This window comes from Pigmentiphaga humi (assembly GCF_900606115.1).
In the GTDB taxonomy this organism is placed as follows: Bacteria; Pseudomonadota; Gammaproteobacteria; order Burkholderiales; family Burkholderiaceae_B; genus Pigmentiphaga; species Pigmentiphaga humi.
The window spans coordinates 99740-116124 of sequence record NZ_UWPJ01000009.1 but is presented as its reverse complement, the minus strand read 5'-3'; the positions used below and the strand labels follow the sequence as shown (position 1 = coordinate 116124).

General features: G+C 65.9%; 16 protein-coding genes. 7 read left to right on the top strand and 9 right to left on the bottom strand.

Features of this window, described 5'->3' with window-relative positions; all coding sequences use genetic code 11:
• Positions 1-262 precede the first annotated feature (262 nt).
• Positions 263-1549, bottom strand: a complete 1287-nt coding sequence (locus tag PIGHUM_RS05660) for an NCS2 family permease (RefSeq protein ID WP_124078417.1) — start codon at positions 1547-1549, stop codon at positions 263-265.
• Between the two features lie 229 nt (positions 1550-1778).
• Positions 1779-2147: a BON domain-containing protein gene (locus PIGHUM_RS05655; RefSeq protein ID WP_160142175.1), complete on the bottom strand. Its 369-nt coding sequence runs from the start codon at positions 2145-2147 to the stop codon at positions 1779-1781.
• A 402-nt stretch (positions 2148-2549) separates the two neighbouring features.
• On the opposite strand from PIGHUM_RS05655, the gene PIGHUM_RS05650 reads away from it, so the two are divergent.
• Positions 2550-3404, top strand: coding sequence for a 23S rRNA (adenine(2030)-N(6))-methyltransferase RlmJ (locus PIGHUM_RS05650; RefSeq protein ID WP_124078415.1), 855 nt, complete (start codon positions 2550-2552; stop codon positions 3402-3404).
• A gap of 12 nt (positions 3405-3416) precedes the next feature.
• Here the strand turns inward: PIGHUM_RS05650 and PIGHUM_RS05645 are convergent, their stop codons facing one another.
• Together PIGHUM_RS05645 and PIGHUM_RS05640 are read right to left on the bottom strand one after the other, a co-directional pair.
• Positions 3417-4406 carry a Bug family tripartite tricarboxylate transporter substrate binding protein gene (locus tag PIGHUM_RS05645; RefSeq protein WP_124078414.1) on the bottom strand — a complete coding sequence of 330 codons (990 nt, stop codon included), beginning with the start codon at positions 4404-4406 and terminating at the stop codon, positions 3417-3419.
• A 99-nt stretch (positions 4407-4505) separates the two neighbouring features.
• Entirely contained in the window at positions 4506-4958 is a 453-nt protein-coding gene (locus PIGHUM_RS05640; protein WP_124078413.1) for a carboxymuconolactone decarboxylase family protein, read from the bottom strand.
• Positions 4959-5090: 132 nt separating this feature from the next.
• Here PIGHUM_RS05640 and PIGHUM_RS05635 point away from each other — a divergent pair, with 132 nt between their 5' ends.
• Positions 5091-5786: a GntR family transcriptional regulator gene (locus PIGHUM_RS05635; protein ID WP_124078412.1), complete on the top strand. Its 696-nt coding sequence runs from the start codon at positions 5091-5093 to the stop codon at positions 5784-5786.
• Between the two features lie 97 nt (positions 5787-5883).
• On the opposite strand, the gene ahpF is transcribed toward PIGHUM_RS05635, so the two are convergent.
• The 5 genes from ahpF to PIGHUM_RS05610 all read right to left on the bottom strand — a co-directional run bounded on the left by ahpF (position 5884) and on the right by PIGHUM_RS05610 (position 10071).
• Positions 5884-7473 (bottom strand): alkyl hydroperoxide reductase subunit F, encoded by a 1590-nt coding sequence (gene ahpF, locus PIGHUM_RS05630; protein WP_124078411.1) that lies wholly within the window; start codon positions 7471-7473, stop codon positions 5884-5886.
• Positions 7474-7625: 152 nt separating this feature from the next.
• On the bottom strand, positions 7626-8189 hold the full coding sequence (ahpC, locus tag PIGHUM_RS05625; RefSeq protein ID WP_124078410.1) for an alkyl hydroperoxide reductase subunit C: 564 nt from the start codon (positions 8187-8189) through the stop codon (positions 7626-7628).
• Between the two features lie 183 nt (positions 8190-8372).
• Entirely contained in the window at positions 8373-9071 is a 699-nt protein-coding gene (locus PIGHUM_RS05620; RefSeq protein ID WP_124078409.1) for a glutathione S-transferase family protein, read from the bottom strand.
• Between the two features lie 66 nt (positions 9072-9137).
• Positions 9138-9683 (bottom strand): methylated-DNA--[protein]-cysteine S-methyltransferase, encoded by a 546-nt coding sequence (gene ogt, locus PIGHUM_RS05615; protein WP_124078408.1) that lies wholly within the window; start codon positions 9681-9683, stop codon positions 9138-9140.
• 7 nt (positions 9684-9690) lie between these two features.
• On the bottom strand, positions 9691-10071 hold the full coding sequence (locus PIGHUM_RS05610) for a DUF488 domain-containing protein (RefSeq protein WP_124078407.1): 381 nt from the start codon (positions 10069-10071) through the stop codon (positions 9691-9693).
• A gap of 168 nt (positions 10072-10239) precedes the next feature.
• Between PIGHUM_RS05610 and PIGHUM_RS05605 the strand changes: the two genes are divergently transcribed.
• From PIGHUM_RS05605 to PIGHUM_RS05585, 5 genes are all read left to right on the top strand, one after another.
• The gene (locus PIGHUM_RS05605; RefSeq protein WP_124078406.1) at positions 10240-12057 is read left to right on the top strand and encodes an alpha/beta fold hydrolase; all 1818 of its coding nucleotides are present in this window, start codon (positions 10240-10242) and stop codon (positions 12055-12057) included.
• A 269-nt stretch (positions 12058-12326) separates the two neighbouring features.
• Entirely contained in the window at positions 12327-13460 is a 1134-nt protein-coding gene (locus tag PIGHUM_RS05600) for a porin (RefSeq protein WP_124078405.1), read from the top strand.
• Between the two features lie 14 nt (positions 13461-13474).
• The gene (locus tag PIGHUM_RS05595) at positions 13475-14449 is read left to right on the top strand and encodes a Bug family tripartite tricarboxylate transporter substrate binding protein (RefSeq protein ID WP_124078404.1); all 975 of its coding nucleotides are present in this window, start codon (positions 13475-13477) and stop codon (positions 14447-14449) included.
• Entirely contained in the window at positions 14446-15174 is a 729-nt protein-coding gene (locus PIGHUM_RS05590) for a maleate cis-trans isomerase family protein (protein WP_124078403.1), read from the top strand. Before PIGHUM_RS05595 ends, PIGHUM_RS05590 begins: the two co-directional genes overlap by 4 nt.
• A gap of 153 nt (positions 15175-15327) precedes the next feature.
• On the top strand, positions 15328-16371 hold the full coding sequence (locus tag PIGHUM_RS05585) for a WD40/YVTN/BNR-like repeat-containing protein (RefSeq protein WP_124078402.1): 1044 nt from the start codon (positions 15328-15330) through the stop codon (positions 16369-16371).
• Positions 16372-16385: the final 14 nt, after the last annotated feature.

Sequence of the window (16385 nt, the reverse complement as noted above, 5' to 3'; positions counted from 1 at the left end):
CCGCCGAACTCCCCGACCTCTCCCCCCACCACCGAGGCATAGGCCGCGACCTCTTCGCCCACATGCGCCACGCCGTAAGCTCCGCGGAACAGGGCGCGTGCACCCTGTTCCTTTAGAACGAAACCTCACGCAAGCGAATACCCTGTTCCTTTAGAACGAAACCTCACGCAATCGAATGTCTTAAGACGGGAACCGCGGATCCGGCTCCGCCGGTCCGCCAGTTCCGCCCCCTGGGGGGCGCGCGTCAGCGCGTAGGGGGGGGTTACATCGTCCAGAACCGCACCAGGAACAGGATCGCGATCAGCCATGCCGCCGGATGGATTTCGCGGAAGCGGCCGGTGCAGGCTTTCAGCACGACGTAGCTGATGAAGCCGAAGGCCAGGCCGGTGGCGATGGAGTAGGTGAAGGGCATGGCCAGCGTGGTCAGCGCGGCGGGAATGGCTTCGGTGACGTCGTCCCACTGGACGTCGATCAGTTCGCGCATCATCAGTCCGGCGACGTAGAGCAGCGCGGGAGCGGTGGCATAGGCGGGCACCGAGCCGGCCAGCGGCGAAATGAACAGGGCCGCGAGGAACAGGATGCCGACGACCGCGGCCGTCATGCCGGTGCGTCCGCCCGCTTGCACGCCGGCGGCGCTTTCGACGTAGGCGGTGGTGCTGCTGGTGCCCAGCAGCGAGCCGGCGGTGATGGCGGTGCTGTCGGCCAGCAGGGCGCGGCCGAGACGATTCTGCTTGCCTTCGGTGAGCAGGCCGGCGCGCTTGGCCACGCCCATGAGCGTGCCGGTGGCGTCGAATACCTCGACCAGCACGAACACCAGCACCACGTGCAGGAAGCCCATGTGCAGGGCGCCCAGCACGTCCAGCTGCAGGAAGGTGGGCGCCAGGCTGGGCGGCAGCGAGAACACGCCCTGGAATTCGTTGATGCCCAGCACCATGCCGAGCACGGTGATGATCAGGATGCCCAGCAGGATGGCGCCGCGCACCTTGAGCACGTCCAGCACCGCGATGATGAAGAAGCCGAGAATGGCCAACAGGGCCTGGGGCTTGTGCAGGTCGCCCAGGGTGATCAGCGTGGCCGGGCTGTCGGCGACGATGCCCGCGCTGATCAGCGCGATGATGCCGAGGAACAGTCCGATGCCCGCGGCGATCGCGCTGCGCAGCGAGGGAGCGATGCCGGCGATGAGCCATGAGCGCACGCCGGTGATGGTGAGCAGGATGAACAGCACGCCGGAGATGAACACCGCCCCGAGCGCCTGCTGCCAGGTGAAACCCAGGCTCGCGACCACGGTGAAGGCGAAGAACGCGTTCAGCCCCATGCCCGGCGCCATGCCGATGGGGTAGTTGGCCAGGAACGCCATGATCAGCGAGCCGATCGCCGCGGCCAGGCAGGTCGCCACGAAGACCGCGCCGCGATCCATGCCGGTCGTGGACAGGATCTGCGGATTGACGAAGATGATGTAGGACATGGTCAGGAACGTGGTGATTCCCGCCAGCAGTTCCGTCCTGGCGTTCGTGCCGTGTTCGTTGAGTTTGAATAAGCGCTCTAGCATGTGGTGGCTTCCGGGTGGTGCGTGACGATGATGGCGCATATTAGGGTCGCTGCAGCAAAATGAAAAGCACGGCCAAGCGAGAGCAGGGGTTCCTGCGTCTCTCCCTATGTATCGCCTTGCCGAAGGGAGGTTTCGGAACGCCCCGGCGACGAAAAACAGGCCGGCCCAGGTATGTACCCGGGCCGGCCTGTCGAAAGCATGAGAGAGCCGGCTGGGCCGGCGCGCCGCGTCAGCTTTGCGGCTGGGGTTGCTTCTTGAGCTGGATCTCGTTGCGCACGTCGCTCACGTCCTTGACGCCGCGGGCGATGCGTACGGCAGAATCGATCTGCTCGGGCGTGTCGGCCGAGCCGGACAGGTGGACCACGCGATTCTCGGTGGTCACCTTGATGCTCAGCGACTGGGTCGTCTGCTCCTTGAGCAAGGCCGCCTTGACCTTGGTGGTGATCATGGCGTCGCTGGCGTATTCGCTGGCCGATACCTTGGCATCGCGCGCGGTCTGTTTGGCGTCCTGGGCGGCCTGCTTGGCATCCTGGGTGACGGTCTGGGCGGTGGCGAGCGGGGCGCCGCCCGCGCAGGCGGCGGCAATCGCGGCGAGCATAATTTTTTGTCGCAGGGCCGCTCCCAAGGCAAAAACGCCCTCTCGGGGGGCAGCGCCGCCGCGAAGCGGCAAGCGTGGGGGCATTTTCTGTCGGGGTGTCATCGCTATCTCCTTGAGAGCGGCCGACCCGGCAACGCCGGGACCCGGAAGGACTGCCGCGCCTGTCCAGGGCATGGCCAACGCCTTCAACATACGAGCCCCTTCTCGAGCTTGTCAAAGCAGGGTGTGTTCGTTTGTAAGAAGCCGCCCCCCGATCGCGTATGCCGTCACGTTTGCAAGAGAATCGTGGCATATGTAACGCCATTTTCTCTCCCCATGCATTCAGGTCGGGCACCTTGGGGGCTGTCGCGCCCATCATGCGCAAGCGCATAGGGAAGCCCCAATCCAAGGGTACAATCGGCCATGTTCAGCTATCGCCACGCCTTTCACGCCGGCAACCATGCCGACGTGCTCAAACATCTCGTCCTGGTGCAACTGATGCGCTATTTTGCGCAGAAGGATGCGCCCTATTGGTATATCGACACGCACGCCGGAGCCGGGGCCTACGCGCTCGATGGCGATTGGGCCGGCAAGACGGCGGAGTTCGAGTCGGGCATCGCGCGCCTGTGGACGCGCGAGGACCTGCCGGCCATCGTGGCTGAATACGTGGACGAGGTCGCCGCCTTCAACAACGACGAGTTCCTGCGCCATTACCCGGGTTCGCCTTTCCTGGCCGCGCATGCGCTGCGCGAGCGCGACCGCCTGCGCCTGTTCGAACTGCACCCCACCGAGATTGACGTGTTGCGCCGGAACTTCCGCCAGCAGGACCGGGACGTCGGCCGCCGCACCATGATCTACGATGCCGACGGGTTCGAAGGCGTGAAGGCCCTGCTGCCTCCGCCCACGCGGCGCGGCATCGTGCTGATCGATCCCTCGTACGAAGACAAGCGCGATTACGCCCGGGTGTTCCAGTGCGTGGGGGAAGGGCTCAAGCGCTTTGCCACCGGCTGTTACGCGGTCTGGTATCCGCAGGTGCAGCGGCGCGAGTCGCAGCAATTGTCCGAACGGCTCGCGCGTCTCTCGAACAGCTGGCTGCACGTGCGCCTGACGGTGCGCAAGCCCTCGGGCGACGGCGTGGGGCTTTACGGCAGCGGCATGTTCATCCTCAATCCGCCGTGGGTGCTGGAAGCCGCCCTGAAGGAAGTCATGCCCTGGCTAACCGAGGTGTTGGCGCAGGACGCCGGCGCCGCCTACCTGCTCGAAAGCAGGCAGGGGTAAGCGGCGGGCGTCTTATTCGGCGCGGATGTTGTTGCGCCGGATGATGTCGCCCCACAGCGCGATCTCGCCGGCAACGTACTTGCCGAAATCGGGGCTGTTCTTATAGTCGATCTGGACGCCGGTCTTGCGCAGCACGTCGACGACGTTGGGGTCTTCGAGCGCCTTGCGGTTGGCTTCGGTCAGCTTCTTTACGATGGCCTCGGGCGTGCCCGCCGGCGCGAACACGCCGGCCCAGGTCGCCGCCACCACGTCCGGATAGCCCAGTTCAGCGAAGGTGGGCACGTCGGGCAGGGCGAAATGCCGTGCCGGCGCCGCGACCGCCAGCGCGCGGGTCTTGCCGGCGCGCAGATTGGGCAGCGACACCGCGACGGTGTCGAACATCATGGTGATATTGCCCGCCAGCAGATCCAGCGAGGCCGGCGCGCCGCCGCGGTAGGGGACGTGGATCAGGTTGACCTTGGCCGCCTGCTTGAACAGTTCGCCGGCCAGATGCAGCGAGGTGCCGTTGCCCGCCGAACCGAAGCTCAGCTTGCCCGGGTCGCGCTGGGCCTGCGCGATCAATTCCGGCACCGTGCGGATGTTCGAAGAAGCATTGACCACCAGAACGTTGGGCACGGAGCCCCAGTGCGCCACCGGAGTGAAGTCCTTGACCGCGTCGAAGGGCATCTTGGGATAGAGCGACGGATTGACGCCGTGGGTGGCCGAGGTGCCCACCAGCAGCACATAGCCCGTGGGCTGGGCCTTGGCGACCTGGTCGGCGCCGATGTTTCCGCCTGCGCCGGGCTTGTTCTCTATGACCACCGGCTGGCCGAGCTCGCGCGCAAGCGCGCCGCCCATTGCCCGCGCCATCTGGTCGATCGCGCCGCCGGCGGCGAACGGCACGATCAGTTGTATCGGCCGGGTGGGGTATTCCTGTGCGATGGCGCCCAGGGGCAGGGCGGCCAGCGCGAAGGCGAGCGCGAGCGTGCCGGCGCGGCGGCTGGTGTGGGAAGGCGTTGGCATGGAGTCTCCTGGATGATGGCCCGCAAGCGGGCGTGCCGCAGATATTGTTGTGATGTGCCCGGTTTGCGCCACCGGGCGGGCGGTGCCGCGTAGCGGGTATTACTTGCCGGCTTGTTCTTGCCTGGCTTCGTGGTCGGCGATGTTGGCCATCAGTTCGGCGCCCCGGTTGGCGGCCGACAGGCCGCGGAACAGGAAGCACAGGCTGACCACCGCCTGCATTTCTTCCCAGCTCGCGCCGGCGCGGCGCGCGGCGATGCCGTGCAGCACGGCCGCATCGCTCTGGTCCATCAACAGCATGCCGAACAGCATCATTTGCGCGGTCTTGACGTCGAAGCACTTGGGGTACATCGCGTGCTCGCGCATCTTTTCCTGCAGGTCGACCAGCTTGGGATCGAGCGCGCCGGTGACCGACAGCCGGGCTTCGATGCGGGGAGGAACGAAGCCGATGAGTTCTTCATAGATGGCGGCTCGCTCGTCCAGCGAGTGTTCGGTGTCGGCATAGGCGCCGATGCGGCTGTCGACGACTTCGCGGTTGATGCGCTTGGGTAGCATGACGGGGTATCTCCTCTAGGCAATTTCGTTTATATTTATTGAAATCGATTTTGTAGTCAATATCGATTTTCCCCATCCCGGTTCGAGCCGCATGCCGGGTCCATCGTCCGCGGTTGTCCTCCCCAATGTGCCATGAGTACATCCCTGACCTCCCAGCTTACTCAGTCCCTGCGCGAAGAACTGCTGAACGGCACCTTCCCGCCCGGTCAGCAATTGCGTTTGAACCAGCTCAGCCAGCAATTCGACGTCAGCCTCAGTCCGCTGCGCGAAGCCCTGTCGCGGCTGGCCGCCGAAGGCCTGGTGATCGCGCAGGACCAGCGCGGCTACCAGGTCGCGCCGGTATCGCTGCGCAACCACCGGGAGATCACCGATCTGCGCATCGTGCTCGAACCGCAGGCGCTGCGATCGTCCATGCAGTACGGCGGCGAGGAATGGGAAGTGCAGGTGCTGGCGGCGCATCACAGGCTGCAGCAGGTCGAACGGCGCGCGGCCAGCGACACGCAGGCGCTGCTCGAATGGGAAGCGCGCCACCGCGAATTCCACATGACGCTGATCGGCGGCGGCCAGATGCCGGTGCTGCTGCAGTTCTGCGAGAAGCTGCTGGCGTTTTCCGACCGCTACCGGCGCATCTTCCTGCGCGAACGGCCGCTGGACCGGGACATTCCCGACGAGCACGAAGCCATCCTCGCCGCCACGCTCGCGCGCGAGCACGCGCGGGCCTGTGGCCTCCTGAGCCAGCACATCGAACGGACGGCCGCCAACATCGCGATCCTGCTCGAACAGTGGGAAGCCGGCGAGCGCGCGCAGGGCGACGGCGCCGCGGCCTGAGCACCGTCTTTCAAGAACGGGCCCGGGTGCCGGAAGCAAAAAGAAAAAGGGCCCGCAGGTTGCCCTGCGAGCCCCGGACCGCCAACCCAGCAACGAATCAGGCGGGCACTGCGACCGTTGCCGGCTCGTCGGTTTCCACCGAAGAGCGGATCAGGTAGTCGAAGGCGCTCAGCGCGGCCTTGGCGCCGTCGCCGGCGGCGATGACGATCTGCTTGTACGGCACGGTGGTCACGTCGCCTGCCGCGAATACGCCCGGTATCGAGGTCTGGCCCCTGGCGTCGACTTCGATTTCGCCGTGCTTGCTCAGCGCGATCGTGCCCTTGAGCCATTCGGTGTTCGGCACCAGCCCGATCTGGACGAACACGCCTTCCAGCTCGATGTGGTGTTGCTCGCCCGATTGGCGGTCCTTGTAGGAAATGCCGTTGACCTTCTGGCCGTCGCCGGTGATCTCGGTGGTCTGCGCCTGGGTGACGACCGTGACGTTGGGCAGGCTGTACAGCTTGCGCTGCAATATCGCGTCCGCCCGCAGTTCGGGAGCGAACTCGAGCAGCGTGACGTGCTGCACGATGCCCGCCAGGTCGATGGCCGCTTCCACGCCCGAGTTGCCGCCGCCGATCACCGACACGCGCTTGCCCTTGAACAGCGGGCCGTCGCAGTGCGGGCAGTAGGCCACGCCGTGGTTGCGGTATTCGCGTTCGCCCGGCACGTTGACTTCGCGCCAGCGGGCGCCGGTGGACAGGATGACGGATTTGCTCTTGAGCGTGCCGCCGTTGGCGAGCTTGACCTCGATGAGCTTGCTGCCCGGCACCAGCGCTTCGGCGCGCTGCACGTTCATGATGTCCACGTCGTAGGCCTTGACGTGTTCTTCCAGCGCCGCGGCGAACTTGGGCCCTTCGGTTTCCTTGACGGAAATGAAGTTCTCGATCGCCAGGGTGTCGAGCACCTGGCCGCCGAAGCGCTCGGCCACCACGCCCGTGCGCACGCCCTTGCGCGCCGCATAGACGGCGGAGGCAGCGCCGGCCGGGCCGCCGCCGACGATCAGCACGTCGTACGGTTCCTTGGCGCTGAGCTTTTCGGCGTCGCGCTTGCTCGCGCCGCTGTCCAGCTTGGCAAGGAACTCGGCCACGCCCATGCGGCCCTGGCCGAACACTTCGCCGTTCAGATAGACCGTGGGGACGGCCATGATCTGGCGCTCTTCGACTTCATTCTGGAACAGCGCGCCGTCGATGGTCACCTGGCGGATGCGCGGGTTCAGCAGCGCCAGCACGTTCAGCGACTGCACGACTTCCGGGCAGTTCTGGCACGACAGCGACATATAGGTCTCGAAGGTGTAGTCGCCGTCGAGATTCTTGATCTGCTCGATGACGTCGTCGTCGAGCTTGACCGGGTGGCCGCCGGCCTGCAGCAGCGCAAGCACCAGCGACGTGAATTCATGGCCCATGGGGATGGCGGCAAAACGGATGCCGAGATCCTGCCCGGGGCGGTTGATGGCGAAAGAGGGCTTGCGTTCATCGTCGTCGCGTCGCTCGATCAGCGTGATGCGGTCCGACAGGGCGGCAATCTCGTTCAGGAGTTCGGAAAGTTCGCGCGATTTGTCGCCGTCGTCGATGGACGCGACGATTTCGATCGGCTGCGTGATCTTTTCCAAATAGGCTTGCAACTGGTTCTTGAGATTGACGTCCAGCATGATTCGTATCCCCTATTCCGGTACTTGTGTTTTTCGGATGATGTCCGGACCGCTTGTGGCGATCCGGACCGTATTTTGCGCGGAGGGCCGGCAGCGGTAGCGCGCCCCCCGACCAGGCGGCGCCCCGCAGGCCGCCGCCGTTGCGGAACTGCTTAGATCTTGCCGACCAGGTCCAGCGAGGGAGCCAGGGTCTTTTCGCCTTCCTTCCACTTGGCCGGGCACACTTCGCCGGGGTGGTTGGCGACGTAGATCGCGGCCTTGACCTTGCGCAGGAGTTCCTTGGCGTCGCGGCCGATGCCTTCGGCGGTGACTTCCACGCCCTGGATCACGCCTTGCGGGTCGATGATGAAGGTGCCGCGGTCAGCCAGGCCCTGGCCGTCGCGCAGCACGTCGAAGTTCCTGGTGACTTCCCAGGTGGGATCGCCGATCATCGCGTACTTGATCTTGCCGATGGCGGCCGAGGTGTCGTGCCAGGCCTTGTGCGAGAAGTGCGTGTCGGTCGAGACCGAGTACACCTCGACGCCCAGCTTCTGGAATTCGGCGTAGTTGTCGGCCAGGTCTTCCAGCTCGGTCGGGCACACGAAGGTGAAGTCGGCCGGGTAGAACACGACCACCGACCACTTGCCCTTCAGGGTCTCGTCGGTGACTTCGATGAACTTGCCTTCCTTGAAAGCGGTGGCTTTGAAGGGCTTGATCGGGGTATTGACTAGAGCCATTGCAGGTTCCTCTCGTTGCTGGGTTGAAAAGACGTATATGAACTTTATACGTCGCTAGTGAATTGATCAAATTGATTGATTTTATTTGGTCAATCGTAAATGGCTATCGACGTGGACAAGCAAAACACCATGGCACTTCACTTACATGGAGACGTGGCGGCGCTTTGCAAGCGCCGACCGGGCTCAAGCGCAGCGCAGCGCGGGCATGCCCCGGGCCGCAGGCCCGGCCGCCTCCAGCATGCGCTCCAGCCATTGCGCGATGATGTCGTCGTGCGCCAGAACCGGGAAATCGCTGACGCAGCGGGCCCATTGGAAGCCGCCGAAGGCGATGTAGTCGGCATAGGCGGGCGCGTGGCCGCACAGGAAAGGCTGGTCGGCCAGCGCCTGCCGCAGCGGGAACAGGCTGGCGCGGAATGATTCGACGCGCTGTTCGCGGTCGGCGCAGATGGCGGCAAGCGGCATGCCGAAGCGCTGTTCGCGGCTGGTCTGGAAGTAGGAGAGGTCGTCGGCGTGCAGCGCGGCGGGGATGTCGGCCAGGACCAGCCGGCTCAGCCCGGCCAGTTGCACGGAGTCGGCCCAGCCGTTGACGAAGCGGGCCAGCGACCGGGCTTGGGGACCCGCGAACAGCGCAGGCGCGTCCGGGTAGGCGTCTTCCAGATAGACGGCGATCCGCCATGAGTCGGCCACGACGTTGTCGCCGTCCACCAGCACCGGTACCCGGCCTTGGCCGGAGAACGCGAGTTTGTCCTTTTCCTTGAAACGCCATGGCACGGTCTGCACCGCCAGTCCTTTGTGGGCCAGCGCCAGACGCGCGCGCCAGCAATAGGGGCTGAAGCGGAAATCGGGATTGGCGCCGGCGAGATCGTAGAGGACTCTGTTCATGGGCGTGTTCGCACCTGGAATGGAGGGTAGGGGATGGACAGCGGGGACTATACGCGCAACGGCGTGTTAGAACAGCGCGCCCTGCGGCGACGGCAGCTGCCGCGCGCCTTCGTGCGCGAGCAGCCACGCCTTGCGGTGCAGGCCGCCGCCATAGCCGGTCAGGGTTGCGTTGGCCCCCACGACCCGGTGGCAAGGCACGACGATGCTGACCGGGTTGGCGCCGTTGGCCAGGCCGACGGCGCGGACCGCCTTGGGGCGGCCGATGCGCCGCGCCAACTCTGAATAGGTAATGGTGGTGCCCAGCGGAATCCGCTGCAGTTCGGTCCATACCGCGCGCTGGAAGGGCGTGCCGGCCGTGGCGATGCCGAGTCCGTCGATGGCCGAGAGTTCTCCGCCGATATAGGCGTCCAGCCGCCGCCGCGCCTCGCTCGCGCCTTCGCGGTCGAATAGCGCGTACCCGGTCTTGCCGTAGTGATGGCCGAGCAGCTGGTGCATGCGGGGCCGGTAGTCTTCCCAGTCTACCGCGCGCAAGCGGCCGGCCTCGTCCGTCAAGACCAGCATCAGTCCCACCGGGGTGGCAGTCGATTCCAGGAAAATCGGCAAGGGCGTCATGGCATCGTCAGTGTGCAGCGTGCAGCAGAGCCTCGCGCAGCACGAGGGCATGGTTGTGTTCGGGATCCTTCGCGCCGTAGAGCAGCGTAATGGGCCGGCCCGCGGCATCGCGCAGCAGCGCTGCCATGGCCTGCTGCTGGGCTTCGTCCTGCAGTTCCGCGGCATAGCGCCGATGGAACTCGGCCCAGCGTTCGGGCCGATGGCCGAACCAGCGCCGCAGTTCCGGGCTGGGGGCGAGGTCCTTGGGCCAGGCGTCGTAGGACAGCGCCTCGCGCCGCATGCCGCGCGGCCACAGGCGGTCCACCAGGACGCGCAGGCGGCCGGCCGGCACCTGGGCATGATCGTAGACGCGATGCAAATCGATATCGGGTTGCTCGGCGGATTTCATGGGTCGGACCTCCAGCCAGTGGCGCGGCCGCGCGGCGCATCCAGCCGCCCAGCATAGATCGAAGCGTCCGGACTCGCAAAATCCGGCGGGACGGGAGACAGCCTCGCGCTTGCCCAGCTATCTCATCGTCAGTCATAATTGAATACAATAGTTACGAATAGAGAAGCCATGAGTATGCACCGAGGTTGGAGCAGGCAAGCCCGTGCCGGGCGGCTGCGCATGACGGAAACCGGCCTGGCTGCGCTTGCGCTGGCCGTCCTGGCAGGGTGCGGCGGAGGCAGCGGGGCGGTCTCCGACCCCATGCAGCCGTATCGCGAACAAGCGGTCAACTGGACGTCCTGTGGCGACACCATCGACGTCATTGTCGATCCCGAACTGAAGAAACGCCTGAGCTGCGCGACCATACGCGTGCCGCTCGACTACTCGGCGCCCGAACGCGGCGACGCCGTCGTGGCCATCTCGCGCGTGACGGCGAGCGTGCCCACGCAGCGCCAGGGGGCCATCCTGGTCAATCCCGGCGGTCCGGGCGGAGACGGTCTTGCCTTGTCGATGAACCTGGCGGCGCTGTGGGAGAACGCCAGCGACGAGACCGCCGTCGGCCAGAGCCTGCGAGCGATTCCCCAGCGCTACGACCTCATCGGTTTTTCGCCGCGCGGCGTGGGGGCGAGCAGCCGCCTGTACTGCGCCAACAACGGCATACTGAGGCCGGTGCGGCACAGTTCGGACCGCAGCGAGGACAACGTTGCCGCCATGCTGTTCAACGCCAATGCGCTGGGCGATGCCTGCCTGCGCAATCCCATGGTCAAGTACGTCAACACCGACAGCACGGCGCGCGACATGGATCTCGTGCGCGAACTGCTGGGCGACGCCAAGTTCAACTACTACGGCATCTCCTACGGCACGTGGCTCGGCGTATGGTATGCGTCGCTGTTTCCCGAGCGGGTCGGCCGCATGGTGCTGGACAGCTCGATGGACGTGACCGGCAATATCGACGTCAATCTGGTGCTGCAGCCCAAATCCATGCAGCACGTGCTCGACAGTTTCATTCCTTCCTATGCCGCCCGCCATCCGGACCATTTCGCGATAGGCACCGATGCCGCGTCGATCGCGGCCATCTACCGGGCCTTGCCCGAACCCATGCGGGTGGCGTTCGGCAAGCAGGCTTCGAGCCACGCGATCCTCAACAGGACGGCGAATGTGGTCAAGGGCGCGCAACTGCTCTCCGCGGCGCGCGGCATGCATCAAATCTTTCTCGACAATCCCGGAATCGAGGACGATCCCGTGAAGCTGGAGGAGGTGCTGCTGGAGTATCCGTTCGCGCCGGAGTCCTTCGGCGACGACATCGAAATACGAGGGTTGGCTCAATCGATGGTCAAGCCGTACTTCGAGGCCCGGGATCCGCAGTCCCAGCCGATCGAGATGGGGCCCTCTAGCGCCGTGTTCCATACCGTGGTGTGCAACGACACCGTCGCCACCAGCACCGAATCCTCATACTGGGTCGACCTGGGCAACCAGATGGCCGCGAGCTATCCTTACGAGGGCGGATCGGTCACCAACAACGAGTGCGTGAATTGGGGCGGCCCGTCGGTCAGCCGGCCGGCCTTGTCGCGCGCCGCGCAGACCGGCCCCATCCTGATGCTGCAGACCGAGTTCGATGCGCTGACCGCGACCGAAGGGGCGCTGCGCTCCTTCGCGAGCCTGCCGCAGGCGCACATGACCACGCTCCGCGATTACTACACCCATGGCCTGGTATCGCTGGGCGTCGAGTGCGTGAACGAGAAGATCGGGCGCTACTTCGCGGACGGTGTCGTGGCGGGCCGCAGCAGCACGTGCGAGGGCCCCAAGCTGCCCTACGACGGCGAGACGCAGACGCTGAGCCGCATGGCCAAGACGGCGGCGCCCGAGGAAGAGGATGCGGCGGCCCAGGCCCGCGCGGCGCTGAATGCGCAACTGGACGCCATGTCGGCCCAGGGGTTGCGCTTCTGAGCACCATGGCCTGAAGTTCGCATTGCTCGTTCCGACAACCGCCCGGCTTCGCGCCGGGCGGTTTGCTTTTGAGGCGGCGTGGCTGCATCGGCGCGAAGCGCTGCGTCACGCTTGAGGAAAACCCCTAAAAAATCCCGATATCAGGAGGAATTTATCGATAACACCCATTTTGTATGAAATGGGCCCGGGGTCTCTTGATGACAATCCTCGCATCGCGCCGCGCACGCAGCGCGATTCCGGATCGATCATAAAAAACAAGGAGACCCCTCATGGGTTTTAAGTACGGGATGGCGCTCGGGGCGCTGCTTTGCGGCGTGGCGGCAGGTGCGGGGGCGCAGAGCCGCGTCACCTTGTCCGGCGAGGTGGATGCCGGCCTGCAACTCTACAAGGCCGCCAACGGCGACAAGATCACGCGCCTGCAGAACGGCGGCTTCGGCGCATCGCGCCTGCTCATCGCCGGCAGCGAGGACATGGGCAACGGTTTGCGCGCCAATTTCATGCTGGAGATGGGGCCCGCCATCGACACCGGCGCGGCCAGCCGCTTCGGCCTGTTCAACCGCGCATCGTGGGTCGGCCTGTCGAGCAACGCCGCCGGCGAGCTGCGCCTGGGCCGGCAGCTCACCGGCACCGCCAATCTCATGTGCCAGGTCGATCTGCACTGGTGCGCCAGCGGCTTCAACGGCACCGGCATCATGTACAACGGCGACCTCGCGGTGGTCGGCCGCTGGATCTCCGGCAGCCCGGGCCGGGGCGGCAACAACAACGACGGCATCTCGGTGTTCTCCGGCGGTAACGGCACCGCCGGCTCGGCCGAGTCCAACCGCAAGAACAACTCGGTTCAGTACACCTCGCCGCGCATCGGCGGCTTCCAGGCCAGGCTCATGTACGCGCTGGGCGAAACGGGCAGCCATCCGCTCAACGGCAACGGCAATCACTTCGACGCCACGCTGGGCTACACCAGCGGCAATCTGTTCCTGGCCGCAGGCTATGCGCAGGTGCGGCCCGACCCGCTCTGGAACGCCAAGGGCGAACTGGCCACCCTGGGCGGCACCTATGCGTTCGGCAAGCTCAAGGTCGGCGCGATCTATCAGTACGAGACGGCGTCCGGGCCCGCCGCCCGCTGGACGCATGCGTCGGCTTGGGCCGTTACCGCCGCCTACCAGGCGGGCGCGTTCGAACCCTACGTCAAATTCGGCCAGCATCGCACCAACGGCACCGGCGCGTACCGCATCGTCGATGGCACCGACACTTTCGTGGTCAACGTCGGCTCGCTCTACAACCTGTCCAAGCGCACCGCGCTCTATGCGGATTTCGTCACCGACCTGCGCGGCAGCCATGGCGATCCGGCCATCTACAAGAACGATCCGCGTTCGTTCACCGTCGGCCTGCGCCATCGCTTCTGAAAGAGGAATCCGTCATGTTCAAGCAACTCTTGCAGGGCGCAGCGGCCGCGGCCCTGCTGCTGTCCGCCAGTCTTTCCCACGCCGCCGAGACCTATCCGTCGCGCCCGGTGACGCTCGTGGTGCCGTTCGCCCCGGGCGGCGGAGTGGACCAGATCGGCAGATATCTCGCCAAGCGCCTGGAGGGCCGGCTCGGGCAGCCGGTCATCGTCGAGAACAAGCCGGGGGCGGGCGCTTCCATCGGCACCGCGCGCGTCGCCCAGGCCGGTCCGGACGGCTATACGCTGCTGTTCACCAGCATCGCGCATGCGATCAATCCAGCGTTTTATCCCGACCTGCCGTTCGACACGCTGAAGGACTTCGCCCCTATCGCGACCGTGGCCAGTTCGCCCAATAGCATCGCCGCGCGCGCCGACGCGCCGTTCAACACGCTGCAAGAGATGATGGCCTATGCGCGGGCGCATCCCGACAGGCTGACCTACGGCGCCATTAGCGGCTCGACCACGATGTACCTGGGCATGGCCATGTTCGTCGCGGAGGCCCGCCTGCCGGTGCGCTACATCCCCTACAACGGCACGCCGCAGTCGGTGCAGGCCGCCGTGGCCGGCGAGGTGGACATGGTGTCCAGCGGCTATTCCTCGTCCGAAACCTTCGCCAAGAACGGCCGCCTGAAAATGCTCGCGGTGTCTTCGGCCGAACCCACGCCGCTGGCGCCGGGTGTGCCCACCATCGCCGAGGCTGCCGGGCTGCCGGGCTTCGAGGTGAAGAACTGGATGGGCGTGCTGGCCCCCGCCAGGACGCCCGCGGCCATCGTCGCGCGTCTGGAAGGGGAGCTCAAGACCATCCTGGCCGATGCGGAGTCGGAAAAGTTCTTTCAGTCGATGAAAAACGATCGCTTCTACAGCCCGCCCGACGCTTTCCGCAAGCTGATCGCGGCGGACATCGAGCGTTATCGCAAGATCGTCCAGGAAATCGGAGCAGCGCAGAAATGAGCCCGACTCGCAAACGCATAGGCATGATCGTGCCTTCGCTGAACACCATAGGCGAGGACGATTTCCGCAAGTTCTGCCCGCCGGAGGTGGGCTACCACGTGCATCGCATCCGCCTGCGCAAAGAGGGCGGGGTGGTCACGGTGGAAAGCCTGCTGCGCGCCCACCTGGAAGCGGTCGAGGAGGCCGGCTACCTGAAGGACATGGGTCCCGACGTCGTCACCTTCAACTGCACCGGCGCCAGCGTCTCCAACGGCCCGGCCGGCGACCAGGCGCTGGCCGAGCGGATGACGCGCGAACTCGGCGTGGCTTCGTCCAACACCATGGTGGCGATCAAGCGCGCGCTGGCCCACGTCGGCGCGCGCCGGATCGTGCACGTCTGCCCATTCGCGGACAAGTTCTCGAAAGACGAGAAGGCCGCGTTGGCGGCGGGCGGCCTGGAGGTGATGAAGTCGGTGGGGCTGAACTTCGTCGATGCGCGCGAGGCGGCGCGAATGGATCCGGAAACCCTGGCGGGCCACGCGCTGGCGCACGCGGAGCCGGGCATGGACGCCATGCTGCTGTCGTGCGCCAACGTGCGCGCCTTCGAAACCGTGGAGACCCTGGAGCGCAAGCTCGGCGTGCCGGTCGTCACCAGCAACCAGGCCGTGCTGTGGGACGTGCTCGGGCTCGTGGGCTGGGCGGGCGCGGTGCCGGGCGGCGGCGAGCTGTTCGCGCCGCGCGGCTGAAAAGCGGCAGGGTCCGTCTCCGGGTGGGTATGCGGCGCCCGGAGGCGGTTCAGCAAAAATTTATGGATAAGAGGGTGAATTGATTTTTGTGCGTAGCCCTCGCTCCCTAGAATCGTTCCCATCGATTTCGCCAATACGATCAGGAGACAGGCAATGGATAAAGTGCTGTTCGCGGGTACGGCCGTCACGCGCGAGGGGGCCGTCGGCTCTCTGTACCGGCTGGCCCATGGGGGCGAGTGGGAAAAGGCCGCGGACATTCCGGCCGATGCCGCCGTGCAGGCCATCGTGCAGCATCCCGCCTGCGACCACATCGTTTTCGCCGCCACCCGCAAGGGCATCTACAAGTCGGAAGACAGGGGCGCGCACTGGCGCAACGTCGGCGCCAGCGCCGATCCCAAGATCCAGTTCTGGTCGGTCGAGGTCGATCCGCGCGACCCGGACCACCTGTTCGCCGGCACCTCGCCCATAGGCGTGTTCGAGAGCCGCGACTGCGGCGAGACCTGGACGGCCTGCGAAGTGAACCATCCCGAGCGCTTCAACATCCGCTTCGGCGCTTCGCGGGTGATGCGCCTGGCCTTCCATCCCGCCGACCCGGACGTGCTGTACGGCATTGCCGAGATCAACGGCTTCATGCTCAGCACCGACGGCGGCAAGACCTGGAATGCGCGGCCCGAGGGCCTGGTGGAACTGGCCGGCCAGGAGCATCTGCGCAACAAGATCGAGACCGACGACGAAACCGAAGGCATGTTCGACGCCCACGCCGTGACCACCACGCCGGCCGCGCCCGATTCGCTGTTCTATCTGTGCCGCATGGGCGTATTCGAGAGCCGCGACCAGGGCCGCACGTTCGAGGACCTCGCGGTGCGCAATTTCGCGCCGTTCAGCTATTGCCGCGATCTGCGCGTGGCCGCCGGCCAGCCCCGCAAGCTGTATGCGTGCTTCAGCATCGCCTCGCGCAGCAACGCCGGCGCCGTCTACGCCAGCGACGACCTGGGCCGCAACTGGCGCCGCGCCGATCCGCAGATGACCGCGCGCAGCACCATCATGGGGATCAATGTCCATAAGGACGATGGCGGCGGCGTGATCTCGGTCACGCGAGGCGGCCAGGTGTTCTACACCTTCGACGGCGGCGAGAACTGGGTTGAAAAACAGCTCCCGGCCGAGGCTGGCGATGCCTTCTGCGCGGCCATGATCTGAACCGCCGCGAGATA

Excerpts from the sequence above, each read along its gene's own strand:
- PIGHUM_RS05650 (WP_124078415.1), top strand. The coding sequence starts at position 2,550 with ATGTTCAGCTATCGCCACGCCTTTCACGCCGGCAACCATGCCGACGTG.
- PIGHUM_RS05585 (WP_124078402.1), top strand. The coding sequence starts at position 15,328 with ATGGATAAAGTGCTGTTCGCGGGTACGGCCGTCACGCGCGAGGGGGCC.
- PIGHUM_RS05605 (WP_124078406.1), top strand. The coding sequence starts at position 10,240 with ATGAGTATGCACCGAGGTTGGAGCAGGCAAGCCCGTGCCGGGCGGCTG.
- PIGHUM_RS05610 (WP_124078407.1), bottom strand. The coding sequence starts at position 10,071 with ATGAAATCCGCCGAGCAACCCGATATCGATTTGCATCGCGTCTACGAT.
- PIGHUM_RS05645 (WP_124078414.1), bottom strand. The coding sequence starts at position 4,406 with ATGCCAACGCCTTCCCACACCAGCCGCCGCGCCGGCACGCTCGCGCTC.
- PIGHUM_RS05600 (WP_124078405.1), top strand. The coding sequence starts at position 12,327 with ATGGGTTTTAAGTACGGGATGGCGCTCGGGGCGCTGCTTTGCGGCGTG.
- PIGHUM_RS05640 (WP_124078413.1), bottom strand. The coding sequence starts at position 4,958 with ATGCTACCCAAGCGCATCAACCGCGAAGTCGTCGACAGCCGCATCGGC.
- PIGHUM_RS05655 (WP_160142175.1), bottom strand. The coding sequence starts at position 2,147 with ATGCTCGCCGCGATTGCCGCCGCCTGCGCGGGCGGCGCCCCGCTCGCC.
- PIGHUM_RS05660 (WP_124078417.1), bottom strand. The coding sequence starts at position 1,549 with ATGCTAGAGCGCTTATTCAAACTCAACGAACACGGCACGAACGCCAGG.
- ahpC (WP_124078410.1), bottom strand. The coding sequence starts at position 8,189 with ATGGCTCTAGTCAATACCCCGATCAAGCCCTTCAAAGCCACCGCTTTC.
- PIGHUM_RS05595 (WP_124078404.1), top strand. The coding sequence starts at position 13,475 with ATGTTCAAGCAACTCTTGCAGGGCGCAGCGGCCGCGGCCCTGCTGCTG.
- ogt (WP_124078408.1), bottom strand. The coding sequence starts at position 9,683 with ATGACGCCCTTGCCGATTTTCCTGGAATCGACTGCCACCCCGGTGGGA.
- PIGHUM_RS05590 (WP_124078403.1), top strand. The coding sequence starts at position 14,446 with ATGAGCCCGACTCGCAAACGCATAGGCATGATCGTGCCTTCGCTGAAC.
- PIGHUM_RS05635 (WP_124078412.1), top strand. The coding sequence starts at position 5,091 with ATGAGTACATCCCTGACCTCCCAGCTTACTCAGTCCCTGCGCGAAGAA.
- ahpF (WP_124078411.1), bottom strand. The coding sequence starts at position 7,473 with ATGCTGGACGTCAATCTCAAGAACCAGTTGCAAGCCTATTTGGAAAAG.
- PIGHUM_RS05620 (WP_124078409.1), bottom strand. The coding sequence starts at position 9,071 with ATGAACAGAGTCCTCTACGATCTCGCCGGCGCCAATCCCGATTTCCGC.